The sequence below is a fragment of the Chitinivorax sp. B genome, from assembly GCF_005503445.1.
Taxonomy (GTDB): domain Bacteria; phylum Pseudomonadota; class Gammaproteobacteria; order Burkholderiales; family SCOH01; genus Chitinivorax.
The window spans coordinates 60,642-85,018 of the sequence record NZ_SCOH01000009.1; the positions used below are offsets into that span (position 1 = coordinate 60,642).

Here is a 24,377-nt window from a genome sequence, read left to right on the forward strand (position 1 = left end):
CTTAGCTGTTTACAGTACCACGTGACAGCCAGGGCGGTGCCATATCCAAGGCTTGCCAGTGATCTTCAAGCCGCTGCCAGACGGCTTCCTTTTGCTGTTCTGTCATTGCAACCCAGTTGGCAACCTCGATAAATGTCCGGCCGCAACCTACGCATACTTCATCACCCAGGGCGGTTGAACAACGGGCAATGCATGGAGAGTCTGGTCGTAACACAGGGGGCTTCGGAAGAATGTCGAATGCTGTTAGTGTAGCCTATCCAGGCCGCACACTGCTTGCCACTTGCCATCCATCCCCCGGATTGCAGTATGCTGGGCGTCAACCCGACATGCGAATGTCAGATTGTGTATTTCGTCACGACAAATAGCATTCACCCGGACAAGGAGTTTGTAACATGACAACGCAGCATGAAATCGCAATTCTGGCTGGTGGCTGCTTCTGGTGTCTGGAAGCAGTTTTTCGGCGCCTGCAAGGGGTGGTCAGTGTCACATCTGGCTATATCGGTGGTCATGTCGACCACCCCAGTTATCGTGAAGTATGTGATGGCCAGACTGGCCATGCCGAAGCGGTCAAAATCGAGTTTGCACCGGAACACATAGATTTTCAGGATTTACTGGATGTCTTTTTTGCCATTCACGACCCTACCACCTTGAATCGGCAAGGCAATGATGTCGGCACGCAGTATCGTTCCGCCATTTTCTATACCACGGAGCGCCAGCGGCAGGTCGCCGCCGCTACCATTGCCCGGTTGAATGCGGACAATTCCTGGGGGGCATCGCTAGTAACCGAATTGGTGGAAGCTCGCCACTTTCATGATGCAGAACCGTATCACCTCGATTATTACAACCAACATCAAACACAACCCTATTGTCAGTTGGTCATCTCACCCAAGCTCAACAAGGCCATCAAACAATTCGGTAATTTACTAAAATGACATGCAATAGTGTGCATACTGAGTTGGATCGGTATCACCGCTGACACACCCAGGTCTGGCCGCGCATGGAATGATCTGCCGGCCCGGGCGTTGACAAGACCAGGAATGAGTGGACAGCCCTGGCACTGCTGCCGGCATGGCTCATTCCCTACTCTGTAAGGGATCCATCGTTGTTGATCCGCATTCTACTTGCCCAAGTCATCCTGTTGCTGAGTACATCGGGCCGGGCTGCGGAATTGTCGTTACTGACCGAAGATTATCCACCGTTCAATTTCGAGATTGATGGCGAGGTCGCTGGCATTGCAACCGATATCCTGAAGCTGTTGGTCGATAAGGCCGAATTGAAAGCCAGTTACAAGATGTTGCCTTGGGCCAGGGCGCAAATGATGGCCCAACAGGCCGCGAATACTTGCATCTATTCAGCAGTACGCAACCCCGAACGCGAAGCTCGTTACAAATGGATAGGCCCGTTGGTGGTGGATGACATGACTTTATTCACCCGCATCGATCACACCATCGCCCTGCATGACTTGCAGGATGCCAAGCAATATCGGGTTGGTGGCTATATTGGGGATGCCTACACCAAGTATGTTGAAGCCCAAGGCGTGCCAGTCGAGATCTCCTCCCATAACCGGTTGAACTTGCGCAAATTGATGGCCAAACGTATTGACTTCTGGGTGGCTGGCAGTTTGAACGGACGTTGGCTTGCCAAGAAAGAGGGGCTCAGTGACCGCATCAAGCCCGCGCTGCAATTTGGCAATCCCAGTGATGGTGCAATGTGGTTGGCCTGTCATCCTGCCACGGATCATGCCACGCTGGTCAAGTTGGCTGAAGCCCTGAAGCAGGCACACGAGAATGGTAGTATCGACCAGATACTGCATCGCTATCGTTGAGTCTGTTTGTATGGAGCTGTATTACACCGATCATTTTGTCCTGCCGCTACCAACCGGACATCGCTTCCCCATGAGCAAGTATGTGTTGTTACGCGATCAGATCAGTACCTTTGCAAGCACCCGTCTGCATGAAGCCCCTGCAGCCAGTGACAACGAGCTGACCCTTGCCCACTCTTCGGATTATGTGCGAAGGGTTGTAGACGGAGCTCTGACTGCCAAGGAACAACGCGAAATTGGCTTCCCCTGGAGCCCGGAGATGGTCGAACGATCGCGACGATCGGCGGGCGCCACCATCGCAGCCTGCCGATCCGCCCTCTCGCACGGTTGTGGCGCCAACCTTGCTGGCGGTACCCACCATGCCCATGTGGACAAAGGCAGCGGCTTTTGCGTATTCAACGATTCTGTGATTGCACCACGGGTACTACAACGCGAAGGCCTGATCAGGCGAGCCTTGGTGGTGGATCTCGATGTGCATCAAGGTAACGGCACCGCCGCCATCCTACGACACGATCCCAGCATCTATACTTTTTCCGTGCATGGTAAAAAGAATTTTCCGTTCCGCAAGGAACCCAGCGATCGGGATATAGAGTTGGATGATGACACTGGTGATGAATTTTATCTTTCGGTACTGGCGACGGCCTTGCCGCAAGTCATGGCAGCCGCTCGACCAGATCTGGTGATCTACTTGGCGGGTGCCGACCCGTTGGCCGCAGATCGGCTTGGCCGATTGTCGCTGAGCCTGGCCGGCTTGCGTGCACGTGACGAATTGGTGTTTCAGCAGTGTGATGCTGCCGGTGTGCCAATCGCCATCAGCATGGGTGGTGGTTATGCAGAGCCAATCGAACTGACAGTAGCGGCTCACACGCAGACCTTGCGCCACGCAGTTCAACGTTATTGTAGTTGATCGGTCATCGAGAACCTTTTGCCCACCCAGCAGTCTATCGGCTATTACTCTTTGTGGAGAACACAATGAAGCGCTGGTTCCATCGTTGGCTTCCCACCCCGGAAAAGATTATGGAACAACGCTGGCTGGGCCCGGCACGACCTTATCTGGCCAGGCCGGAGTTATGGTATGTCAACCGCCGGGGCATGGCGATTGGACTGGCTGTCGGGTTGTTCATCGGTTTCGCCGTCCCGATCGCACAAATTGCACTTGCAGCCCTTGCAGCAATCTGGTTCCGTTATAACCTACCGGTTGCCGCCGCCGCCACGCTGATTACCAATCCGTTGACGGTTCCCCCCATCTATTTCAGTGCCTATCAGTTGGGTAGTTGGTTGATGCCAATGCAATCCTATGAGCAATGGTGGGCCAGCAAGGGAGGCGCTTTTGCAGTCGGGCTACTGACGATTGCACTATCGATGTCGTTATTGGGTTATCTAAGTGTACACGTGATGTGGCGCGGCTCCATTTTGCTGCGTTGGCGAGCTCGCCGCCGCCGGATGGGTTCAACTTGAACGGATTGAAAAAACGGGGGACATGCCCCCGTTTGTCATCAATGCTTTGCTACCACAGCTTACCAGGTGAACTGGATGCTGTACTTGCCGCCAGCAGTCCCAACTCCACCACTGTAATACTTCACTGCGACATAGCGGACAACAGACCTAGTACCAGTATTGCTACCAGATACGGTGTCCGTTCTGCCTGCCCCTTGTTCACTGCTGGCCAGAAGCGTGCCGGTATCGCCATATAGATACAGATCGTAATCGGCCAATGGGCTGCCTGGTATCATGACCGACTTCAGGGTCTTACCCACCGGCAGGGTGACCTTGAAGTAGTCCACGTCACTGCTGCTGGCCATGGTGGCCGTCAGTGTCATACCGCTGCTGACAACAGTATTGGCAGTCGCCATGGTATTGTTGGATTCGATCTCACCAGCCGGCGGCTGTGTGGTGCCACCTCCCGCCGCGACCACGGCTGCATGGGCATCGACAATGCCCGTGCCACATTGGGAGCAAGCCGCTGGGAAGGCGCGTGTCGTAGATCGTAATGTCGTTTCCACTTGGTCAGGCGTCAATGACGGATTCTTCGACAACATCAACGCCACTACACCGGCCACATGTGGTGTCGCCATCGATGTGCCTTGATAGAAATCATAGTTGTCGACACCGGGCCCGGTCATCCCGGTATTCAAGGTAGACAGAATGCCATTTGCGGCCGAACTACGCACATCCCCACCTGGTGCCGCAACGTCCACGACACTACCATAGTTCGAATAATAGGCCCGACCTCCGGAACGATTGGTGGCGGCAACCGTGACCACCCCCTGGCAGTTGGCCGGGTTGGAATTGGCAGCATTCTGATTCTCGTTACCCGCCGCGACGATAACCACTGCACCATTGGCCCGTGCGCTGTTGATGGCATTCTGGGTAGTAGTGTCGCATGCGCCTTCTCCACCCAATGACATGTTGATCACCCGCGCCTTGTTCGTATTGGCTGGCACGCCGCTGACAGCTCCACCTGCGGCCCAGATGATGGCGTCTGCAATATCTGAGGTATAGCCACCACACTTACCCAGCACCCGTAATGGCAACACCTTGGCATTGAATGCAATCCCGGCCATACCACTACTGTTGTTGGATACGGCGGCAATCGTGCCAGCTACGTGAGTGCCATGCCAGCTTGATGATCGATCTTGTTTGGGTTTGCCGTTACCGCACTCGCCCGCCACCACAGCATCACCCGTGTCACGCGCATCGGCATCGCGACCATCACCATCGTTAGAGATTTCCATCTCTGAAATGAAGTCGTAGCCGCCGATCAGATTACCGGTCAAATCAGCATGTGGGCGATAACCTGTGTCGATGACCGCCACGGTTACCCCGCTGCCAGTAGCCAAATCCCAGGCTTGCGGCATGCGCATACCGCCGGTGGTCTCGAACAGATCCCATTGTTCGCTATAGCGGGCATCATTAGGTGTGAACAATGGTTTCATCATCCGGTCAGGTTCGGCGTATTCGATGCTGGGATCTTGTGCTTTCATTTGCACCGCCAGCTTGTTCAGCTCATCCAGCGATGCCTTGCGGTCCAACTTCATCACCTGTGCACCAGTGGCCGTCTGACGGAAATTCTTAAGATTGACACCAAACTGTTGACCTACCCGCTGTGCGGTCACCAGACGTTCAGCCATGGCGTTGACACGAGCGCCGCTTGCCATGGCCTGCAGCGGGGTAGTTTTGTATTTGACGATCATGCGATCGGTATGCGTGAGCGGTGTCGATTCCGTTACACCATCTGTCGCATATACCGATGCGGACAACACTGCGAGAACCAGTACAGCAGCCTGCTTGGGCATGTTGGCATGCCTCGAATACTTGCGCTTCACATTACTCTCCTGTTTTGTTGTCGTTGCTTTATTTTCGCCCGATCAAATATGTAATGCTGTCACAGAAAAACTGACATTAACTTTATGTAACGACAGTACATTCAATAACGAGCAATTGCGATTATTCGGACAAACGGAAAGAAAATGCAAAGGTTTTTTATGTCACATAAATGTGCGGTATTGCACAAAACCAGCACTAATTTTGTGCAACCGCGAAAAATAGGTGATAAATATTGCTTGAAATCAGGATTTAGGCAGTTGCACCAATTTGGACATTCGCATGAGTGCGACGGGCGTACTTCATCCATTTTTTTTGTTTCCAGCGCCGATACATGAGCATGCCGCGTAGCCATTCATCAAGAATCATGGCGACCCACACGCCGATCAGGCCAAAACCCAGATAGGTGCCGAACAACCAGGCACCGAACACCATCACTCCCCACATTGAGACCATACCGATCAATGCCGGATAACGTGCGTCTCCCGCAGCGCGCAATGAACTGATCACGACAATATTGAAAACGCGACCTGGCTCCAGAATCAAACCGATGCGCATCAGCATGGCCCCCGTGGCAATGACTACCGGGTCATCGGTGAAAAGGTGCAGTATCCAGGGTGATGCGATTGCTACCACGATCACCACCCCTATCGAGATGGCAAACCCAACCCGAAGACTGCGCAGCAACTGTCGATAGGCCTCGTCAAACAGCCCTGCTCCCACCAGTCGACCAATCAGAATTTCTGTCGCCAGCCCGATCGCCACCGTTGCCAGCACCACCAGCCACACCAATTGCATGGTGTAGGTTTGGGTGGCCAGCGCCTGCTCACCCATCCGAGCAGTAAACGCAGTCACCGTCATGAACGCCATCCACCAGCAGATGTTTTCACCTGCTGCTGGCAGGCCAATATGCAGGATACGCCCCAACCTTTCCCGATTGACCTGAAAGAAATCGGACGCCTTCAGCTTCAGATGGGTGCGATATTCCAACAGGACCCATAATGCAAGACAGGCCAACAGCCGGCTGATGACCGTGGACAAAGCCACACCCACGACCCCCATCTTCGGCGCACCTAATAAGCCGAACAACAAAATCATGTTACCGATGACGTTGACTACGTTCTGCCCCAACGTCACCACCATGGCATCGCGGGTATGACCGTGGGCACGCAAAACTGCGGAAATCGCGAGATTGATGGACTCCAGAAACAAAGTACCACCCATCAGACTGAGAAAAGGGACGGCATATTGCAACAGCGTATCCGATAGTTGCACCAGCCGCAGCAGGGGCTCGGCCAAGCAATACACACCAATACTGATCAATAACCCCAGCCAGGTGTTGACGCTGATGGCCGTGGCTGCCACTCGTTCGGCGCCTTCCTTATCCCTGGCCCCCAGATGATGGGTCACCACAACACTACAGCCCATACTGACAAAACCGAACAGCACCAGGAAAAACGCAACGAACTGGTTCGCCGAACCAAGTGCCGCCACTGCATGGTCAGAAATGTGACTGACCATGAAGGTGTCCACCATGCCAACAGTCAGGTGTAACGCCTGTTCGACAAAAATAGGCCATGCCAGCGCGATCAGGGAGGGTGGCGCAACTTGAGATTGATTGTGAGAATGGGTCATCAAATGTCTACTAAAACAAACAGCCCACTGTCGACGGGACAATGGGACGTCGTCGATGGGGACAGCTGGCCAATGCCAACGTGTCAGAATGTGCCATCGGGATCAGCCGAAGTGGCACCAGGAAAAGGATTGAGAGCCGAACAGGATCAAGAGCAGGAGCAGGCCAGCCATTCCGATCAAGATAGCGCTGTCCAATCGACGCCCAGGCTGTGCTTTTCAACACAGGTCATGACAGCACACACCTCATACTCAGCACCAACAACTTGCTTTGAAATCGAATTCACCAAGCAGGATTGTAAGCAATTGGCATGATGTAGCCAAATTGTAGTCAGCAAATATATGTTTCAACTCGCCAATCAAGCCCCCAGCCTCCAATCCAATCCGGATTTGCATAACGGCAGCCAACATACCAAACTGAATTTGCCAAGTCTTTTCTGGAAAACCTGCCATGATCGACCAGAATCTTAAGGCCCAGCTTGCCGAACTGAATCCAGATGCACTTCAGGATTATCGGGAGGCTTTCGAAGAAACGCAGAATGAGATTGAGCGGCATGTCAACCTGCTGTTACGCAACCCAAACGACAACAGCCATATTCATACCTTGTTTCGCGGATTGCATACTCTGAAAAGCAACGCCGCCATGTGCCGGCTGCAATTTCTAGTGGATTTTGCCCATCCGCTCGAAGACGTGATGGGTGCAGTGCGGTCCTGCGCACTGAATTTCACACCCGCCTTGGCTGAGGTCTTGTTGCTGGGTGTCGACCGATTAAAGCAAGCCGCCGATGCTGCCGCTGCTCGCAAATCGTTGGATGGACTGGATCTGGTCAAGATTGAAAACGGGTTACGCACCCTGTCTCGCACCCCACCACAACAGGCGGATGAGATTGCAACCAAGCTGATTCACTTATTGAGCGGCCATGAAGCCGCCGCCGTAACAGCCGGTGCAACCCCTACCACAGCAGCACCTGTCACAGCGATGTCGGTGCTGGGCACAGCCAGTGATCATCCCGCCAAAGCCGACCTGCAATATTTCTGGCGATTGGCCATGCTGACCGAGCGCCGCTCACCCTTTTGGGAAAATCGTACCAGTCGATTACTACCACTCGCCCTGGACACCAATCTAGCCGCCGGCAATCTTGTCGACCCCATACAACTGGAGTGTGCTATCTATATGCACGATGTCGGCATGGCCTTCCTGTCGGAAGCCATCTGGTCCAAACAAGGCAAGCTGACTGAAATGGAATGGCGCGAAATGCGTACCCATCCGGTATTAGCGGCAGAAATGCTACGCCGCATGCCTGGTTGGGAGCTTGCAGCAAGAATGGTAGTCGAACACCACGAACGGGTCGATGGTAACGGGTACCCACATGGACTAAAAGGCGAGCAGATCAGCAAGGGCGCACAATTGCTGGCGATTGTCGATGCATTTGAAGCCATGACCCATGAGCGGGGTGATCGTTACCACAAGCGTTCAGTATTGCGTGCCATTACCGAAATCAATGCCTGCGATGGGCAATTCGCCCATGATTGGACCCCTGCCTTCAATCAGATCGTGCGGCGCCTGCTGGAAACTGGCGCCTGAAGCCCGATCTCAGCCGGCCCCTTCTCGTATGGTCATGATGGCGGTATGGGTCTCGCCACCTTGCAAGGTCAAGGTGTTTTCCGCTGTATTGCCACATTCCACACACAGCATGTGGCGGTAGTCCTCCGCTTGCATATCAGCAATTTGAGCAGCCTTGACCTGCCATGGGTTCCAGATGATGGTGCTGTCACACCCTTGAGCTGAAATATCGATCTGGTGCGCCGCAGCTTGATCGATAATGTGGAACGGCCCCGTCGTATTCAGATACACGCGATCCACCTCATCGCTGAAACGCACCGGTCCGGCCTGCTGTTTGCGCACCATGTCATCGACCTTGTCCAGATATTGTGCGCCATCCAGTCCATCGACCACGACTTGATCAATATCCTGCACCGGGAAATAGCTATGCAGCGCGAAGCTCATGGCAACCGGCTGATCATCGCGATTTTTTACGCTGAATTGCATCTGACATTCACCCCCCAATCGCATGATCAACTGAGCAGCAAAAGCATGCGGCCATAACATTCGAGTCTGGACGTCGTCCACCAGGGTGAAGACCAGTGTCACCGATTCGTCATCACCAGTTGCCTCCTCCAATTTCCATGGTGTGGTACGGGCGAATCCATGCGCAGGCAATTGCGGGTTCGACGAATGTGGGCCAAACCAAGGCCAGCATAGTGGAATACCGCCGCGAATCGCCTTGCCTGGACGGAATTGTGCCCGCGATGACAACCATAGCAAAGGGGGTCGACCTACAGGCTGAAAGGCCAGGAGTTGCGCGCCTTGCAAGGCCACTTTGGCCGTAAAACGCGGATGGTCGATATCAATCAACCCCAAACCGGCGTCAGACATTGAAAAACATACACCTGGAAAGGTTTCAAGAAAGGGGTGGGGATGCGATGATGTCATATCGACCTTGTGATTTGAAGAAGGCCACCCGTGCCACTGGTGCGCAGGTGGCGCACGTCTATTTCATCGATGTATTGAGATGATAGGTGCCATCCGCTGCCGGCTGTCCAGCTATCGACAACAACGGACGCAATACCTCTGCTTGCGATGGCTCTGGCCGTAACTGAAGGCGGATCGACAAGCCCTCCTTTTGCGACCAGGTCCCATCACCATTGACCTGCAACGCACCGGATAAAGTGGTCACCTTGCCGGCAAAACCACGTGGGCCAGCGTTGGCTACCAATTGGTAATCCCCCAGTACGGGCAATGACACCATGTTCGATGATGCCTGATGCCATTCAACAGTCAAATCCCCCTGGGCTTTACCACTGTCCCATTCAAAATGCTGAGCAGCCAGTACACCTTGCCCATTCAACTGATACTGCTGAACAGGTTTTACAAATTTACCCAGCACGGCCAACGGCACAGTCAATCGGGTATCGCGTAGTTGGATTTGATTGCGATTGGCCACCACATTGGCCTTGCCTTCTGACATGGTCAGCTCGATACCAACCCGACCAGTCAATAAACGCAAGACGGATAAGGACCATTCCATCTTATTGGCCAGTGGCAAACCATCGAATGCCACTCGCTCAACCCGGCCTCGCCAGACGCTACCGCTCAGCCCCACCAGCTCAATACGGCCCGGTATGGTTTTATCGAATACCACTGGTAACACACTGGCTGGAATGGTGGCCAACAGAAACAACAGGTACAGCAGGATGACCCCGAGGATCGTCCGGATCATCGACGAGCCGCCATCAGTTGTGCCTTGATCTGGCCAGGTTCTTGCAATGCATCCACCTGCAAAGTGGTCACCTCGATGCCCTGCTCGCTATACAATCGGCCCAACGCGGTGGTCATTGCCTCAAATGTAGTCTGTTTGATCACCACATTAGCCTGGCTGGCATTTCCCGTCACCTGGATGTCTGTCATGCCAGCTGCACGCAAGGCAGTATCGACCGCAGTCTGTACTGGTTGCTGACTGACCTTTGACGGCGCCCCCTTGACACTCTCCACCACACTCTTCAGCTCTACCAGATCCTGCTGCATGCGCGGCACCATGCGACTCATCCGCTTGCGTTCTGCCAGAATCGGATCCCACACCAGCGCAATCAACAAGGCAATCACCAGCACAATTCCGCCCACCATCAGGATCATGCGTTCGCGCGGTTCACGCTGTTGCCAAAATAATTGGATTTGTTCTTTCATGATACCCGCCCTGCAATGACCAGTTTCGCCACCATGCCGCCCGACTCTGCCGGCGCAACCGATTCCAACCTGGCAGGTAGGTTGGCCCCTTTCAGGCGCTGCAACAATGCTTCAGCCGACTCCTGGCTAGGCACACGACAATCCAGTTTCAGTCCTGTGGCACTGTAATCCAGGCGAATAGCCGTAGCATCGCCCATCAATGGTGCCAACGGTAGCAGGCGTCCCAACAGGCTTTCTGGTGCAGGGTTGCCAATCTCTGGCGTCTTGACAACCAGTTGCTTGGCTTGCGCCAAGGGATCAATGATCGGCCCAACCGGCATCACCTTGCGTAATTCAGCATGCATCTGTTTGGTCAGCGCTTTATGCTGCATACTCAGCATCGACCAATCCACGATCACACTACCCATATAAATGATCAGGGCGGTACCTGCTAGCCAGATGGAAGGCTTGAAACGCTTCCAGTCAATCTCGAAAGTCTGCCCACTGCCGAATTCGCCCTGCAGCAGATTGATGGCACCGTCACGTAACGGTGCCGCCCCCCAATCCAGTAACGGCGCTTCTTCGATGTCAAGACCGTGTCCAAGCCAGCCGGCCGGAATGCCCACATCCCCAACATGCATGATCAATCTGGATGGCGCTTGCACGGCATGCTTGAGTGCCAATTGAATTTCCGACGGCAATTGCGCCGCAGTCGCATCAAAACTGAACCCATCATTCGGGCCCGTACGCACATACCCTTGCTGTTGTTCGATGCAGCCATGCCACACACTCGGCTCCAACGGCAACAGCGATGCCATACTGTAGGCAGCCACAGGCTTCATTCCCAACTGCTGCAAAGTATCCAGCAAGCGCTTGAGCAATGGACGCCCCACCACCATCACCGGAAACAGCTTGTCCCGCGGTATACCCAGCGCAATATGCGTTTGCTCGGGTGTCGCCATCAATCGCTCTTCCAATGCAAAGGGGACTACCTTGGCAGCCTGTTTGCGGGATGCAGTCGGCAGGGTGATTTCGGTCGCAAGCGTCATGGCCGCAGGCAGAATCAGCTCAACCAATCGGGATTGCCGGTAATTGCCGGGATCACCGTGGCCACGTTCTATCACGCGGCCATCGGCCTGGGTGGCGACCCAATCGATCTGGGGCTCATCGAAACTGAGCCCGCCTGAAATGGAAAGGCGTAGACGGTGCACGCTGACTATTCTTCTTTTCTCTACGGGTGTATTCACACCCGGTCGATTCCTTCTGGACCCAACAGGCTGTCCGGACGAATCTCAACGGTTGATCAATACCCGGGAACGGGTGCCGGAATAATCGACATTCGGCAACGTCACGGGTGAAAATGAAGTCGGACCTAGGCTGCTACGCGTACCCACATCCGGACTTTGATTGGCAAAAGCATCCCTGAAACCATCACGTGCCACATCATAGCCCGGTTGACGTTCAAAGGTCTGCTTATCCTTACCAGTTTTTTCATTACTGCCATTGGCTGCGCGCAACGCTACACGCAGTTCTTCAATGGCCTCGTCAGTTTTGGGAACAACCAACCCGGGCTGCCCGCTGAACGGCGCCTGACCTGCCGAACCCGACACGTCGGACAAACCGGCATCATCCATCGGCAGCACATCCGCCCGGACCCATGCCGCAGCCATGCACAACAACACGACGACCTGTTTGCCCATTGTTGCTCCCTGTCTGAATCCCGATCATTCGTTGGCTGACCGTCCAACATGCCATGATTGAGCGGTGCTTACACTATTTTACGTGCTCGGTTGCAATTGCAAAACAGTGTTCACAGGCTCATCATTAACATGATACTTGGCTCCGAAAACCTAAATCCGCTTCAATGAGACAATTACTGGTAATGCATTGGCACCGGCATCACGCCGCAACAAAGCCACATAGGCCATCGACACCCGACCGAATTTGGCCGTAATACGGGCTTCAAAATAAATGGTTTGTACCGAGACCAGATTGGTCTTGTCTTTCAGGCCATCCGGCAACAAAGCCTTCAGATCATCCACCGTCTTGAATGGCGCACTCTTGCGCTGCTGCACAATCTGACGGGCCGTGCTGAAATCCAGAGTTTCAATTACCGCAGCCAACACTTCTGCCGGCGCAAAGTTGGCATTGATCTTGGCCCCCTCTTCGGTGGTGCCTACTGGCAACACGCTGACGAACGGGCGCAATTTTTCGATGATTTCCGGCGTGTAGCCCTTCACCTTTCGCAGCTCGGCCAGATCGCTCAGTGCACGATTGGCGGCACGATAAGGTGGCTGCAGGTTTAGATAGTCCATATCTTCAGCACCACCTGGAAAAGTGGGTTCCGAATTGCTGTCCAGCCAATCCAGCAAGCTATTGCCCAGCTCCTCCGACAACTGCAGTTGTTGCAACAGGCGCCTATAGGCCACCGCCCACTGCGTATTGACCTCACCTTTGTCGGTGGTCAGGCTGTTCAGATTGAAAAGCCCTTGCAAATCCTTCACATCACCACCGGCTTCACCACGTTCCACTGGCATCTTGGCGATGGGCACTGCCCATGCCTCACCTGGATGGTCATACTGTTGACCGCCGCTGGCATCACCCCGCAACGATACCCGTGCCAAATTCAGTGCTGCCCGGGCAATAGCCTTGGCCTCTGCAGCGTCATGCTGGTTTTCCACCACACGAATCCACAAGTGTTCGCGCCAAGCCATGAAAAATACGATGGCGGCCACGATCGCCACCACCAGGACAGCCGTTATGATGGCTACGCCTTGTTGTCGTTTCATGGCAAGGCCCACACACGATCAATGACTTCACCACTACCCAGCGTGATCACCACTCGAACCGCCCTAGGCAATACCGCCTGTTGACCAGCCGGGGGCCAACGAGCATCCCAAGCCCCTTGATCCCCCATGAAACCCACATCAAAACCTTTGACCTTATCCAGCAAGACATCCACGTGCGGTGTATCGCGCACCGGTTGATCCAGCGTTGCCCAACGCACCATTTCCAACCGGCCTTCACGCAGGCGATAGCCCACATGCATCGGCTCACCAGTTCCCCCTTTGCCATTGGCTGGGCCGGCTCGCACGATGTGCAGGTTGGCGTCATCTTCGTTGAATAATTGCGGGTTGCCGGCAACCGGCTCCTTGGTGTTGCCGAAGGTGTCGCGATATGGGCGATTGATGGCAAGGCTGATGTCTTCTTCCATCCACCCCAGAATCAACGTCAACTCACGCCACTTCTTATTTTCAGCATCCAGCCGTGCCCGCACGGACATGATGCGATCCAGTCCGCCATAGGCAATCACCGACATGATGGCGAACACGATCAACGCGACCAGCAACTCCAGCAGCGTGAAACCGTAAACGCGCCGTTGACGAAGCTTATTTGTTGACACGTGTGAGATACCCAATCAGTTGTGCCGAGGCATAGTCCGTCTGTTCGCCCATGAAAACCTTGATCTCGATACGCCGGAAATCCTTATTGGGTGTGCCGCTGATATCTTCACGCCAAGTGAATTTGATTCCTGCCTGTTCGACCTTGCCATTGATAGAACCCACTTCAGGGAAGTCACGCAAGGCGGTATGCTCATTCAACCGGTTTTGCGCTACCCAGCCGGCGGCCAGCCTGGTCTTCATTTCCGAGACGGAACCAATCAGGCCCGAAGTGGCGCGCATGGCTGCAGCCAGCGCTACCGCCAAAATCACCAGCGCCACCAGTACTTCCACCAGTGTAAAGCCACGTTTCGCCTTCATCGGTTCAGCTCGATACATCAGGCTGCTCCTCCAGAAATACGCGGCCAAGTACGTCAGTGCGCAATTTCAGGCGTTTTTCGCCCAATACGAATCGCATGGCAAACAACTCATTGACACCAGACGGCATGAACAGCAGCCGGCCATCTGCAGGCAGGGGCTGCAAGCTCATCTGGATCTGATCGATGCGCATCTCGCCAGGCAAGCTACGCTCCCGCAGGTCCGAGCGGGTATCCAACATCACCCAGTCATTGTTTTCACGCCGGTAAAAACGGTAGGTCTGACCATCGGTCGCCCAGCCAATAGGTTCGCCACCTGCAACCGCCTCATCCCGAGCGGCTTCAAACAGCAACGCCAACCGCTCGCCTTCATCCCGTAACTGACGGGACTGGCCTGGATCCAGGCGCACGGCAGCCAATGTGATGATCACGCTGATGATCAGCACCACCACAATGATCTCGATCAGCGTGAAGCCCAGGTTCTGTTTGGCACGTTGGCCTGCAAACCGCATTCAAACATCCGCTCTCAATGAAGACTCACCAGGAGCCAACGTCGGCATCCACACCCTCACCACCTGCAGCACCATCTTCGCCATAGCTGAATACATCGATGTCGCCATGCAAACCGGGGCTCAAGTATTGATAATCACGGCCCCATGGATCTTGCGGCAATTTGTCGAGGTAGCCACCGGTTTTCCAGTTGTTCGGAATTGGGTTGGTCGTCGGTTTTTGTACCAGCGCTTTCAAACCTTGTTCAGTGGTCGGATATGTCGTGTTGTCCAGCTTGTATAGTTTCAGCGCCTGCACGATGGCACCGATATCATGCTTGGCAGCCACGACCCGCGCCTGGCCTGGGCGTTCCATCACTTTAGGCACCACCAGCGCCGCCAGCACGCCGAGGATGACGATCACCACCATGATCTCAATCAGGGTAAAGCCTTGATTACGTTTGCGTTGCATATTGAGTCCTTTTTGACAGGCCTGGGTTGGCCACTTATTTGACCAATTGGTTCATTTCGAAGACCGGTAACAGAATGGCCAGTACAATTACCAGCACCACCGCCCCCATCATCAGGATCAGTAGCGGCTCCATCAACCCGGTGATGGTGGCGACGCGTGTTTCCAGCTCATCGCTCTGTTGCTTGGCCGCACGTTCCAGCATGTGTTCCAGCCGGCCAGAAGCTTCACCACTGGCAATCAGATGGATCAACACTGGTGGAAATAATTTGCTGGCTGCCAGGGCACGCGACAGGCTCAAACCTTCCCGCACTTGTTTGGTCGATTCCTTGACTGCCTCACGCAAGGCACGATTGTCCACCACGCCCGTGGCTGCAGCCATTGCATTCAGCATCGGTACGCCAGAGCCCACCAGAATCGCCAAGGTGCTGGCCAGACGGGCTGTGCCAATTGAACGAGACATACGTCCAACCAATGGAATGGTCAACAGGAAGCGGTCAAACCGCAAATGAACCGCTTCGTTCTTCAACGCCCGCAGAAACAGGAACACGGTTAGTGCCAATACAATGGCAAACGGCAGACCGCCGATACGCACGGCATCTGATACAGCCAGCAACCCGCGTGTCAACAACGGCAATTGCTGATGCGTGTTCTGAAACACATTCACCACTTGCGGTACCACATAGGTCAAGAGGCCAGTTACCACCAGAATCGACACCACCGTAATGATGGCGGGGTAGATGAATGCCAGCATGACCTTGGAACGCAAGGCATGACGGGATTCGATGTATTCCGCCAGCCGCCGCATCACCTCGGGCAATTTGCCGGATTCTTCACCGGCACCGACCAAGGTGCGATACAAGTCCGGAAACACCTTGGGATGCTGCGCCAATGCATTGGACAGACTGATCCCTGACAGGATCTCACTGCGTACCGCAGCCAGCACTTCCCGTTCCCGCGGGGCTTCGGATTGTTCGATGACCACATTCAGCGCCTGTTCGATGGTCAATCCGGCGTCCAGCAGTGTAGAAAGTTGGCGAGTCATCAGCGACAACTGGCCGATGGATACCCCGCCTCGCCGGCTTCCACCACCCGTCTTGCCATTGTCGGCAACAATTTCACTGATCTCGACAACCATCAACCCCTGTTCACGCAAGGTTTGCCGGGCCAAGCGAGGGTTGTCCGCTTCCAGCACGCCCTTCAGGGTTTTCCCTGTGGTGGCATCGAGTGCTTCGTATCTGAATCCAGACATATAAAAAGGTCGTTGTGATTGGGTTTAAGTCATTTTCGCCCGTATTCTTCAGGACAGCGCAGCGCTTGGCAAGCCTGCCGTGGCATTCCCTTGCTCAAGCGGTACACTTTTTGCTCAATATCTGGCCGACCGGCGCGAATCAGCATGGCTATCCGCTATCTGACGTCAATGGATTGCCAGAATTCCCGCCCAATCTCTACCGACCACGCCTTCAAGGCAAAGATCCCAGGCAATAGGCAGTATCAACAGCATCAAACCACGATTCGAACCGCAGGCCAAACCCGCTTGGTCTGACGGAATGCCCAGGCCTGCTATCACGGACCCCATCAAATCGTCATGGACGCCACGTATTCCTGCTGTGATGGTTGCATCGGCCTGCCAAGCCGCCGCATAAGCACGACCCTTAGCCCGCCCGGCGCCTCATATCTGCTTTTCAGCAAGGATTTAAAGGTAAGTAACTGCCTGGCCGGGCTATACTCGCGTTGTCTCACCAATAGGAAGCAGTTATGGCCCGCATTCGCGCCATTGATGATGGAGAAAAAAAACTCAAGCGCCAATCCATTTTGGATGCAGCGCTCACGCTCTATCACGAAAACACTCGCGAGCTGCCTTCGGTCAGCCGCATTGCCGATGCCTGCGGACTGGCAAAAGGCACCGTCTACCTTTACTTCAAGACCAAGGAAGAGATTTTTCTGGCATTACTCGAGGATGGCTTTTATCGCCTGCTGGACGAAGTGGAACGTGTAATTGCCGATCACCCAGATCATCCCATGCAGCTGGTGGAAGCTTTTTTGACGCGTTATGTCGCGCTACTATCCGCCCAGCCTGATTTTTTGCGATTGGCGGCCATGACCAACGCCGTCATTGAGCAGAATCTGGATCAGCAGATCGCACTACAATTCAAAGCCGAGTTGCTGCGCCGCATGAACCGCGCTGGGATGCTGCTTGAAAAAGCAATACCCGCCCTGCCGCCGGCAGGTGGAATGCGTATATTGAGTCGTACCTATGCCTTGACCATTGGTCTATGGCAAGTGCTGGATTGGCCTGAAAATGTGCGTAGCCTCGCCGAACAGGAAGAGTTCAAACAAGCACGACCGGACTTTTTCGACGAACTACCCATCGCATTACGGCAACTTCTGGCTGGTGCATTGACCACTGTCTGAAACCCGGCCCCAGTCTCATCGCGATGGGAAAGGGGCCAGTCCAATTCCATCCAACACCAACATCTTCACGAATTCACGAAAGGAAACGCAGCAGCTGTGGCTTACCTATCACAAACCATCCTGTTTCTTGGGGTTGCCGTCATTGCGGTTCCACTATTCCGCAAACTTGGGCTGGGGGCCGTACTGGGTTACCTGATCGCCGGCGTCATCATTGGGCCATTTGGCCTCAAGCTCATCGACAATGTCGAGCAGGTGCTGCATGTCTCCGAACTGGGGGTGATCATGCTGCTGTTTGTGATCGGACTGGAGCTGGAGCCGTCCCGGCTCTGGGTACTACGACGCCCTGTATTTGGCTTGGGTGGGGCACAGGTGTTGTTGAGCGGGTTATTGCTAGGCGGCATCGCCGTCTGGCAGGGGTTGAATTGGAAAAGTTCGCTGGTCATCGGCCTGGGCTTGGCCATGTCCTCCACCGCCTTTGTGTTGCAGACATTGGCCGAGCGGCAGGAACTGACTGCGCGCCATGGTCGTGATGCGTTTTCCATTCTGCTGTTTCAGGATATTGCAGTCATTCCGTTGCTGGCGCTGATTCCGTTGTTGGCCCCCATCCGTGTTGGCGAGGGCGGGTTGGATCTGGGCGATGCGGCACGTGCCATCGGCACCGTACTGGCAGTCATTGGGGCTGGCCATTACCTATTGCGCCCGGCCTTCCGCTACGTTGCTCGCAGTGGCGCCAAGGAATTGTTCACCGCCGCCGCGTTGCTGGTCGTGATCGGTAATGCCGTGCTGCTGGAATGGGCCGGACTGTCGATGTCACTGGGCGCCTTTCTGGCCGGTGTGATGCTGGCAGATTCGGAATACCGTCATGAGCTGGAAGCCAATATCGATCCGTTCAAGGGCTTGCTCTTGGGGTTGTTCTTCATTGCAGTCGGCATGTCTGCCAATCTGGGGATCGTTATCTCACATCCGTGGCAGGTTCTCGCCATCACCTTAGGCCTGATGCTGGTAAAAGCATTGGTGCTGTTGATCCTGGCATGTGTTACCGGTGCGGACCGGGCCACTGCCGTCAAACTTGGCATTACATTGTCGCAAGGTGGTGAATTCGCGTTCGTGCTATTCAGCGTGGCAGAAACGTCGAAAATCATTTCCACTTCCGTCAACGATACCATGGTGGTTGCTGTCACCTTATCGATGCTGATTGCGCCGTTCCTGTTCATCGGATACGACCGGTTGGTTGCTCCATGGCTGGAACATCGCAAGGAGCGGGAGTTCGACAAGATCGAAGATCATGGTCGCCCTGTCATCATTGCCGGCTTTGGCCGCTTTGGGCAAATCGTGGCACGGGTATTGACCAGCCACCACATCCCTTTTACTGCACTGGACAAAAGCACACAACAAGTCGACTTCGTACGACGTTTCGGCAACGAAATCTACTATGGTGACGCATCGCGTCTCGAACTGCTGGAGGCTGCCGGCACCGCACGGGCTCGGCTGTTTGTACTGGCGCTGGATGATGTCGAGGCCTCCATCAAAACAGCAGAAATGCTGCGTCGACACTTTCCTGACGTGCCGGTCTATGCGCGTGCCCGCAACCGCTATCATGCCTACAAGCTGATGGATGCCGGTGTCAGGGAAATCTACCGCGAAACATTTGGCTCCAGCCTGGAAATGGCCACAGATGTACTGGGTGGATTGGGGTTCGAATCAGAGAAAGCCAAGCAGGTCGTCCAGACTTTCCGTGACACCGATCTGGCCCTATTGGACCGCCAGCATGCGGTGTATCAGGATGAACACCTGCTGATTCAAACTGCACAACAAGCCCAGGAAGAACTGAAGCATCTGTTCGAATCGGATCAACATGAAACAGCCGATACCCAAATGCACAAGCAAGGCACCGCAGCGCCCACTTCCCTCCAATAGTGCGTTGAACCAGTTTGATTCCCGAAGTTACGCGATATAGCATGAAGAGGAGTGTCAAATGTCTTGGCACCCCAGAGCACAGTCAGTGTTACGTTCGCATGAGCTTGCCGGCCGCATCGTGTCAAGGCCAAGCGGGCCATGTCATGGCCGCCGCATCAGGACACAATGGCTTCAACGGCAACCATTTTCACGGCCAGCCAAAGGCCCGGCGGGAAATGACTCCCACCAGCCAATAACCATCGCCGGGAGCGACCATGCGCTTCAATCTGCTGTTGGGTGTGCTGACCATGCTGCTGGTGCTGACCAGCCAGCCAGCGGACGCAGCTCGCCCACCCCTGCAGGCATGGGATGGTCCAACCACCGGTCCGGCCGCTCACCCTGGAAAGAAGCTTGTCATTTACATTGCCCAGGATTACCGAAATGGCGGTATCACTGGCGTATATCGCGCCTTTACCGGTGCAGCGACCAGCAAGCTTGGCTGGCAGGTTCGGGCGGTTGATGGCAAGGGGGAGCAACAAATGGTTCGGGTTGTGTTTGCCCAAGCCATTGCCAGTAAACCGGATGCCATCGTATTAGGGGGAATTCCACCCAGCGATCTGCCCGACCTGATTGCGCAGGCACAACAACTTGGTATCAAATTGGTCGGCTGGCATGCTGGCGCCAAAGCAGGGCCTAGCAAGGAACTGTTCTTCAACGTTACAACCGATGCCTTGGCTGTCGCTCAAATGGCCGCCAATTACGCCATTCAGAATGCCAATGGCCCAATGGGTGCCGTCATCATCACGGACCGGCGCTTTGATATCGCCATCGCCAAATCCGACGCCATGAAGCAGATCATTGAGCAATGCCCGAACTGCCGCTGCCTGACGGTGGAAAACGTGCTGATCAGCAATGCGGCAGAAGAAGTCGGCGGTTTGGTGCAACGTCTGCATAAAAGCTATGGCAAGGCCTGGACACATACCTTTGCCATCAATGATGTCTATTTTGACGAGATGAACTTCCCCCTTCGGCAAATCAAGCGACCGGACATTCGCAACATTTCTGCAGGCGATGGCTCGTCCAAAGCCATCAACCGAATCCGGGGTGGGCTCTCCCAACAAGTGGCCACCATTGCCGAACCGTTGAATGCACAAGGCTGGCAACTGGCGGACGAATTGAACCGTGCATTTTCAGGCCTGCCACCCAGCGGCTATGTCACCAGCCCGGTATTGGTCACCCGTGAAATGCTGAATGTAATTGGCCCCCGCGATATCGATTCACACCTTGAATACCGCCAAGCTTATGAACGAATTTGGTTCCCCGCCAGAACAACAGCTCAACCGGCCAATCAAATGATATTTGATAACTGAATTGATCATCAAAACCCAGGATTCGGCCCCACCAACAGAATCAATAGCCCCATTGGGGCGGCAAGTTCTTCTTCCTTTTCCTGCCATTGGTTCTGGATGCCGTGACCTGCAGGATACGCCGGAATGTTGGGCATGCCATATGATCTGACGCGGGACATGCAGCAGCCTGTCGCAGGCCATCACGGACAGCACTGAGCTTGCGGATCATCTTGTCCAGCGCTTCTGCCCGACCTAAGAGCAGCTGTCGGTCGAGATGCGGCTGGCCGTCAGGCAAGAACATCAGTGCGATCTCTTCAAGCGAAAAGCCGGCCGTACGCCCTAGTGTAATGAGGGTCAACCGCTCCAACACACCGGGGTCAAATAAGCGGCGCAGACCTCGCCGGCCAACAGAATCAATCAATCCTTTTTCTTCATAGAATCGCAGTGTCGAGGCCGGCACGCCGGACTGACGTACCACCTCAGCGATATCCAGGTTTTTCATGTGTTTGACCTCAAGTCGACTTGAAGTGGCATAGTGCAATGTGTACATCGTGAACGCAAATACAAGGAGAGGATTGTGGAGGCCACACACCAAGCCAATGATGAACAGACAAAGCTATGGAATGGCCCTGCCGGCCATGCCTGGATCAACATGCAAGCGCTGCTCGACCAATTGTTCAAACCATTCGAGAACCTGCTTGTGGAGGCAGTTGTTCGCAATGCGGGTCACAAGGTACTTGATGTCGGCTGCGGTACAGGTGGCACCACGCTTGCCATCGCTTCGCGGCTCGGCACGAATGGTTACTGCACTGGCATCGATATTTCCGAACCCATGATTGCCACTGCCCAACTTCGTTCCGAACGAGACAACACACCGGCAAGTTTCATTTGTGCCAATGTCCAAGCCCACAAATTCGAACCAGCCTGCTTCGACATGATTATTTCGCGCTTTGGCGTCATGTTCTTTGATGACCCTGTGCAGGCATTTTCCAATTTGAAGCATGCCGCTCGAGACAAGGCCAAACTCCGTTTTATTGCTTGGCGCAGCGCGGCAGAAAACCCATTCATGACAACGGCCGAACGTGCTGCTGCCCCACTGATCCCCAACCTTCCCACCCGTCGGCCAGATGCGCCTGGGCAATTTGCCTTCGGCGACCAGCATCGGATCTACAGCATCCTGCACCAAAGTGGATGGACCGATATCCAAATCCAACCGATCGATGTGGCATGTACGTTCCCCGAGCAGAATCTACTCCAATACCTGACTCAACTGGGCCCGGTTGGATTGATCTTGCAAGAAGCAGATGAGCAAACGCGCACACGCGTCATCCACGTAGTCCGCCAAGCTTTTGACCCCTATGTGCATGGCATGGAAGTCCGATTTACTGCGGCGTGCTGGATGGTCAGTGCAACGTCATAGCAGCACCCCTGAAGTGGTGATGGTGCCAGACAATCCCGGTTGCTTGTCTGGTCGATTTAAGATTGACGCCATTTGCTATGCTACTGACTGTACCCCAGATTCAAGACAATGAAAGGTTGAGGGCGTATGAACAATGCTTTTGCAACCCTGTTGGGAAGCGATTACCTATTGCTCCCCAGTCCTGTAAAAGCATTTCATGAAGTTGACAAGGCAATATTTGAAGGACATGCCGTAGTAAAGGGTAAAAAAACGGTGCTGGCTGCATTCATCAGGTGGGTCTTCAACTTTCCGGTACCATCTGAATCCACTGCAGTAACGGTATCCGTTGAGCGTACCGATAGAATGGAAAAATGGCGTAGAAATTTTGGCGGAAGAAGTTTCGCATCTTCATTCCGAATCGATGAGTCTGGACGTTTGCTCAGCGAGGTGTTTGGCCCCTTCCGATTTTACTTTGCCTTAACGGTTTCTGAAAATCGACTGAACTGGAATTTCATCCGCTGGTCAATCGGCCCCATCCCCTTACCCACTGTATTGGGCCCCAAAATCGTGTCATGGGAAGGGGAGAACAGCGAAGGAAAGTACCAGTTCTTCTCAACGGCCCACTTTCCAATCATTGGGGAATTGATTTATTACGATGGCTTTGTTTCACGAGTGTAATCGTCACACGTGTGTGATACGAGCCTTGCCACTCAACCCATCATCGACGAAATGCATCGGTGCGGTACGGTCCTGCCATGTGTAACGCAACCCAGCACCTGAGTGAGCAACCGATCACGCTCAAACCCACACGCCACGTGCGAATTTCACATCAAGACTGGCAACGTGCAAAATATCCACGGATTCATCGTGCCTTCGGCGACCACACTCGTGCTTTCAGGTGCTCACATGACAACCCATTTGTCCCGCATTCATACAACTCGCACCAGCTTGGCCAAGTTGGTGGTAATCAGTTTATTGGCAGCATGCACCACGCCACCGCCAGCAGAGGCGCCAACACCCATAGCCCAGCCACCGGTTCAATCAGCACCGCCTGCAACACCAGCACCAGATATGGCAGGATTTGTGACCACCATGTCAGCCAAGATCAAGCGCCATATCAAAATCCCCAAAAACCTGCGTGGGAATCCAGAAGCCATTTTCTATGTGACGGTGTCGCCCACCATGGCAGTACTCAAGGTAGAGAAACGTAAAGGCAGCGGCAATCCAGCCTACGACAGGTCAATCGAAAAAGCGATTCGCGCAGCTTCGCCATTACCACCTTGGCCAGCCGGCGAACCATTACCACCTGGTTTCATACTGAAATTCCGACCCAATATGTAAGAAACCGTTGAATGGTGATAGGTAACAACAGCCATACCCCCTATCCCGTTTAGCTTTGCCAAGCGCAATGCAAGGCGCCCACAACATGGGTAAGACGCACAGATCGTCTGCGTCCGGAGACTTTTCTTGGTGAAACAAGAAAAGTCCCACGTCTGCTGGGTCAACCGGCATCCAGACTGCCCACATGGCCTTTGACAGTAAAGCCAGGGCACAACATCCGTTATCGGCTTGAAACAGATCCCCGATCCTTCAAGCCATACCCATTTCCACAATCTGATCGCGGTAAGTTTTTAATAAATCTGTAAATTGATATGGAAAAATCTTCCTAACTAGGCTTTGATGAAACAATCAGCCTTGAGATGCCAGCATGGAATTCGACGAAGTCAAACCGGAGCACTTCAGCACACTGTCGCGCAATCCGTTCCCACATATCCTGATTGATCGTGCGCTGATGCAGATTGCCGGCGGTGGTCAGTCTGCATCGGAGTTTCACAAGAAGGTACTGGCAGCAGCGGGTTGGAAACACCACAATCTGGTGCCGTTTGGCAAATACCCCAAAGAAGCCGCCGACGTTTACAACCACATCCGTGCTGTGCTGGTCAGTTGCAGCGATGATGCGGAAGCCATTCTAAAAGCCTTGCAGGCCAATAGTTAGTCGCTTGTGTTGAGGGCGAGATGACCATTCATCTCGCTATGCCCTGCCTTTACCGATTCTTGCTCGCAAGTGCCGGTTTACGCCGATTTCGAAGTAGTCAGGCCCG

General features: G+C 54.3%; 27 protein-coding genes. 12 read left to right on the forward strand and 15 right to left on the reverse strand.

What is annotated here, in order from left to right:
* Window position 1: 1 nt before the first annotated feature.
* Window positions 2–214 (reverse strand): DUF1289 domain-containing protein, encoded by a 213-nt coding sequence (locus FFS57_RS07695; RefSeq protein ID WP_502705902.1) that lies wholly within the window; start codon window positions 212–214, stop codon window positions 2–4.
* Window positions 215–392: 178 nt separating this feature from the next.
* Here FFS57_RS07695 and msrA point away from each other — a divergent pair, with 178 nt between their 5' ends.
* From msrA to FFS57_RS07715, 4 genes are all read left to right on the forward strand, one after another.
* Window positions 393–932: a peptide-methionine (S)-S-oxide reductase MsrA gene (gene msrA, locus FFS57_RS07700; RefSeq protein WP_137937195.1), complete on the forward strand. Its 540-nt coding sequence runs from the start codon at window positions 393–395 to the stop codon at window positions 930–932.
* 170 nt (window positions 933–1,102) lie between these two features.
* Complete coding sequence (locus FFS57_RS07705; RefSeq protein WP_171013729.1) at window positions 1,103–1,825, forward strand: substrate-binding periplasmic protein; 723 nt, start codon at window positions 1,103–1,105, stop codon at window positions 1,823–1,825.
* A gap of 10 nt (window positions 1,826–1,835) precedes the next feature.
* Window positions 1,836–2,729 (forward strand): histone deacetylase family protein, encoded by an 894-nt coding sequence (locus FFS57_RS07710; RefSeq protein WP_137937197.1) that lies wholly within the window; start codon window positions 1,836–1,838, stop codon window positions 2,727–2,729.
* A 65-nt stretch (window positions 2,730–2,794) separates the two neighbouring features.
* Entirely contained in the window at window positions 2,795–3,280 is a 486-nt protein-coding gene (locus FFS57_RS07715) for a DUF2062 domain-containing protein (protein WP_137937198.1), read from the forward strand.
* A 59-nt stretch (window positions 3,281–3,339) separates the two neighbouring features.
* On the opposite strand, the gene FFS57_RS07720 is transcribed toward FFS57_RS07715, so the two are convergent.
* A complete protein-coding gene (locus FFS57_RS07720) occupies window positions 3,340–5,148 on the reverse strand; it encodes a S8 family peptidase (RefSeq protein WP_249383936.1) in 1,809 nt (602 codons plus the stop codon).
* 250 nt (window positions 5,149–5,398) lie between these two features.
* Window positions 5,399–6,781, reverse strand: coding sequence for an MATE family efflux transporter (locus FFS57_RS07725; RefSeq protein WP_137937199.1), 1,383 nt, complete (start codon window positions 6,779–6,781; stop codon window positions 5,399–5,401).
* Window positions 6,782–7,229: 448 nt separating this feature from the next.
* Here FFS57_RS07725 and FFS57_RS07730 point away from each other — a divergent pair, with 448 nt between their 5' ends.
* The gene (locus tag FFS57_RS07730; protein WP_137937200.1) at window positions 7,230–8,363 is read left to right on the forward strand and encodes an HD-GYP domain-containing protein; all 1,134 of its coding nucleotides are present in this window, start codon (window positions 7,230–7,232) and stop codon (window positions 8,361–8,363) included.
* 9 nt (window positions 8,364–8,372) lie between these two features.
* On the opposite strand, the gene FFS57_RS07735 is transcribed toward FFS57_RS07730, so the two are convergent.
* The 11 genes from FFS57_RS07735 to gspF all read right to left on the reverse strand — a co-directional run bounded on the left by FFS57_RS07735 (window position 8,373) and on the right by gspF (window position 16,468).
* On the reverse strand, window positions 8,373–9,215 hold the full coding sequence (locus FFS57_RS07735; RefSeq protein WP_171013731.1) for a D-hexose-6-phosphate mutarotase: 843 nt from the start codon (window positions 9,213–9,215) through the stop codon (window positions 8,373–8,375).
* A 115-nt stretch (window positions 9,216–9,330) separates the two neighbouring features.
* A complete protein-coding gene (locus FFS57_RS07740) occupies window positions 9,331–10,059 on the reverse strand; it encodes a type II secretion system protein N (RefSeq protein WP_137937202.1) in 729 nt (242 codons plus the stop codon).
* On the reverse strand, window positions 10,056–10,523 hold the full coding sequence (locus tag FFS57_RS07745) for a type II secretion system protein M (protein ID WP_137937203.1): 468 nt from the start codon (window positions 10,521–10,523) through the stop codon (window positions 10,056–10,058). The genes FFS57_RS07740 and FFS57_RS07745 overlap by 4 nt, the downstream gene beginning before the upstream one ends.
* The gene (gspL, locus tag FFS57_RS07750; RefSeq protein ID WP_137937204.1) at window positions 10,520–11,713 is read right to left on the reverse strand and encodes a type II secretion system protein GspL; all 1,194 of its coding nucleotides are present in this window, start codon (window positions 11,711–11,713) and stop codon (window positions 10,520–10,522) included. The genes FFS57_RS07745 and gspL overlap by 4 nt, the downstream gene beginning before the upstream one ends.
* Window positions 11,714–11,794: 81 nt before the next feature.
* Window positions 11,795–12,202, reverse strand: a complete 408-nt coding sequence (locus tag FFS57_RS07755; protein ID WP_137937205.1) for a hypothetical protein — start codon at window positions 12,200–12,202, stop codon at window positions 11,795–11,797.
* A 150-nt stretch (window positions 12,203–12,352) separates the two neighbouring features.
* Window positions 12,353–13,291 (reverse strand): type II secretion system minor pseudopilin GspK, encoded by a 939-nt coding sequence (gene gspK / locus FFS57_RS07760; RefSeq protein ID WP_137937206.1) that lies wholly within the window; start codon window positions 13,289–13,291, stop codon window positions 12,353–12,355.
* On the reverse strand, window positions 13,288–13,905 hold the full coding sequence (gspJ, locus tag FFS57_RS07765) for a type II secretion system minor pseudopilin GspJ (RefSeq protein WP_171013734.1): 618 nt from the start codon (window positions 13,903–13,905) through the stop codon (window positions 13,288–13,290). Before gspJ ends, gspK begins: the two co-directional genes overlap by 4 nt.
* Window positions 13,892–14,281 (reverse strand): type II secretion system minor pseudopilin GspI, encoded by a 390-nt coding sequence (gene gspI, locus FFS57_RS07770; RefSeq protein ID WP_249383937.1) that lies wholly within the window; start codon window positions 14,279–14,281, stop codon window positions 13,892–13,894. Before gspI ends, gspJ begins: the two co-directional genes overlap by 14 nt.
* Window positions 14,268–14,771, reverse strand: a complete 504-nt coding sequence (locus FFS57_RS07775; protein ID WP_137937208.1) for a GspH/FimT family pseudopilin — start codon at window positions 14,769–14,771, stop codon at window positions 14,268–14,270. Before FFS57_RS07775 ends, gspI begins: the two co-directional genes overlap by 14 nt.
* Before the next feature lie 25 nt (window positions 14,772–14,796).
* Window positions 14,797–15,219 carry a type II secretion system major pseudopilin GspG gene (gene gspG, locus FFS57_RS07780; RefSeq protein WP_137937209.1) on the reverse strand — a complete coding sequence of 141 codons (423 nt, stop codon included), beginning with the start codon at window positions 15,217–15,219 and terminating at the stop codon, window positions 14,797–14,799.
* 34 nt (window positions 15,220–15,253) lie between these two features.
* Window positions 15,254–16,468, reverse strand: coding sequence for a type II secretion system inner membrane protein GspF (gene gspF, locus FFS57_RS07785; RefSeq protein WP_137937210.1), 1,215 nt, complete (start codon window positions 16,466–16,468; stop codon window positions 15,254–15,256).
* A gap of 506 nt (window positions 16,469–16,974) precedes the next feature.
* On the opposite strand from gspF, the gene FFS57_RS07790 reads away from it, so the two are divergent.
* The 3 genes from FFS57_RS07790 (at window position 16,975) to FFS57_RS07800 (ending at window position 20,897) form a co-directional block, all read left to right on the forward strand.
* On the forward strand, window positions 16,975–17,631 hold the full coding sequence (locus FFS57_RS07790; protein WP_137937211.1) for a TetR/AcrR family transcriptional regulator: 657 nt from the start codon (window positions 16,975–16,977) through the stop codon (window positions 17,629–17,631).
* A 96-nt stretch (window positions 17,632–17,727) separates the two neighbouring features.
* Window positions 17,728–19,548: a monovalent cation:proton antiporter-2 (CPA2) family protein gene (locus FFS57_RS07795; RefSeq protein WP_137937212.1), complete on the forward strand. Its 1,821-nt coding sequence runs from the start codon at window positions 17,728–17,730 to the stop codon at window positions 19,546–19,548.
* Between the two features lie 254 nt (window positions 19,549–19,802).
* Window positions 19,803–20,897: a substrate-binding domain-containing protein gene (locus tag FFS57_RS07800; RefSeq protein ID WP_137937213.1), complete on the forward strand. Its 1,095-nt coding sequence runs from the start codon at window positions 19,803–19,805 to the stop codon at window positions 20,895–20,897.
* A 40-nt stretch (window positions 20,898–20,937) separates the two neighbouring features.
* Here FFS57_RS07800 and FFS57_RS07805 read toward each other — a convergent pair whose 3' ends face one another.
* Complete coding sequence (locus FFS57_RS07805; RefSeq protein WP_137937214.1) at window positions 20,938–21,378, reverse strand: helix-turn-helix domain-containing protein; 441 nt, start codon at window positions 21,376–21,378, stop codon at window positions 20,938–20,940.
* Between the two features lie 75 nt (window positions 21,379–21,453).
* Between FFS57_RS07805 and FFS57_RS07810 the strand changes: the two genes are divergently transcribed.
* The 4 genes from FFS57_RS07810 (at window position 21,454) to FFS57_RS07825 (ending at window position 24,271) form a co-directional block, all read left to right on the forward strand.
* Entirely contained in the window at window positions 21,454–22,296 is an 843-nt protein-coding gene (locus FFS57_RS07810) for a class I SAM-dependent methyltransferase (protein WP_171013736.1), read from the forward strand.
* Between the two features lie 126 nt (window positions 22,297–22,422).
* Window positions 22,423–22,953 (forward strand): DUF4166 domain-containing protein, encoded by a 531-nt coding sequence (locus FFS57_RS07815; protein WP_137937215.1) that lies wholly within the window; start codon window positions 22,423–22,425, stop codon window positions 22,951–22,953.
* A 228-nt stretch (window positions 22,954–23,181) separates the two neighbouring features.
* Entirely contained in the window at window positions 23,182–23,616 is a 435-nt protein-coding gene (locus tag FFS57_RS07820; protein WP_137937216.1) for an energy transducer TonB, read from the forward strand.
* Between the two features lie 367 nt (window positions 23,617–23,983).
* A complete protein-coding gene (locus FFS57_RS07825) occupies window positions 23,984–24,271 on the forward strand; it encodes a hypothetical protein (RefSeq protein ID WP_137937217.1) in 288 nt (95 codons plus the stop codon).
* Window positions 24,272–24,377 lie beyond the last annotated feature (106 nt).

Coding starts and splice junctions, on each gene's coding strand:
- FFS57_RS07735 (WP_171013731.1), bottom strand. CDS start 9,215: ATGTCTGACGCCGGTTTGGGGTTGATTGATATCGACCATCCGCGTTTT.
- FFS57_RS07800 (WP_137937213.1), top strand. CDS start 19,803: ATGCGCTTCAATCTGCTGTTGGGTGTGCTGACCATGCTGCTGGTGCTG.
- gspF (WP_137937210.1), bottom strand. CDS start 16,468: ATGTCTGGATTCAGATACGAAGCACTCGATGCCACCACAGGGAAAACC.
- gspG (WP_137937209.1), bottom strand. CDS start 15,219: ATGCAACGCAAACGTAATCAAGGCTTTACCCTGATTGAGATCATGGTG.
- msrA (WP_137937195.1), top strand. CDS start 393: ATGACAACGCAGCATGAAATCGCAATTCTGGCTGGTGGCTGCTTCTGG.
- FFS57_RS07740 (WP_137937202.1), bottom strand. CDS start 10,059: ATGATCCGGACGATCCTCGGGGTCATCCTGCTGTACCTGTTGTTTCTG.
- FFS57_RS07755 (WP_137937205.1), bottom strand. CDS start 12,202: ATGGGCAAACAGGTCGTCGTGTTGTTGTGCATGGCTGCGGCATGGGTC.
- FFS57_RS07790 (WP_137937211.1), top strand. CDS start 16,975: ATGGCCCGCATTCGCGCCATTGATGATGGAGAAAAAAAACTCAAGCGC.
- gspI (WP_249383937.1), bottom strand. CDS start 14,281: ATGTATCGAGCTGAACCGATGAAGGCGAAACGTGGCTTTACACTGGTG.
- gspK (WP_137937206.1), bottom strand. CDS start 13,291: ATGAAACGACAACAAGGCGTAGCCATCATAACGGCTGTCCTGGTGGTG.
- FFS57_RS07730 (WP_137937200.1), top strand. CDS start 7,230: ATGATCGACCAGAATCTTAAGGCCCAGCTTGCCGAACTGAATCCAGAT.
- FFS57_RS07805 (WP_137937214.1), bottom strand. CDS start 21,378: ATGAAAAACCTGGATATCGCTGAGGTGGTACGTCAGTCCGGCGTGCCG.
- FFS57_RS07745 (WP_137937203.1), bottom strand. CDS start 10,523: ATGAAAGAACAAATCCAATTATTTTGGCAACAGCGTGAACCGCGCGAA.
- FFS57_RS07725 (WP_137937199.1), bottom strand. CDS start 6,781: ATGACCCATTCTCACAATCAATCTCAAGTTGCGCCACCCTCCCTGATC.
- FFS57_RS07815 (WP_137937215.1), top strand. CDS start 22,423: ATGAACAATGCTTTTGCAACCCTGTTGGGAAGCGATTACCTATTGCTC.
- FFS57_RS07710 (WP_137937197.1), top strand. CDS start 1,836: ATGGAGCTGTATTACACCGATCATTTTGTCCTGCCGCTACCAACCGGA.
- FFS57_RS07715 (WP_137937198.1), top strand. CDS start 2,795: ATGAAGCGCTGGTTCCATCGTTGGCTTCCCACCCCGGAAAAGATTATG.
- FFS57_RS07775 (WP_137937208.1), bottom strand. CDS start 14,771: ATGCGGTTTGCAGGCCAACGTGCCAAACAGAACCTGGGCTTCACGCTG.
- FFS57_RS07825 (WP_137937217.1), top strand. CDS start 23,984: ATGGAATTCGACGAAGTCAAACCGGAGCACTTCAGCACACTGTCGCGC.
- FFS57_RS07820 (WP_137937216.1), top strand. CDS start 23,182: ATGACAACCCATTTGTCCCGCATTCATACAACTCGCACCAGCTTGGCC.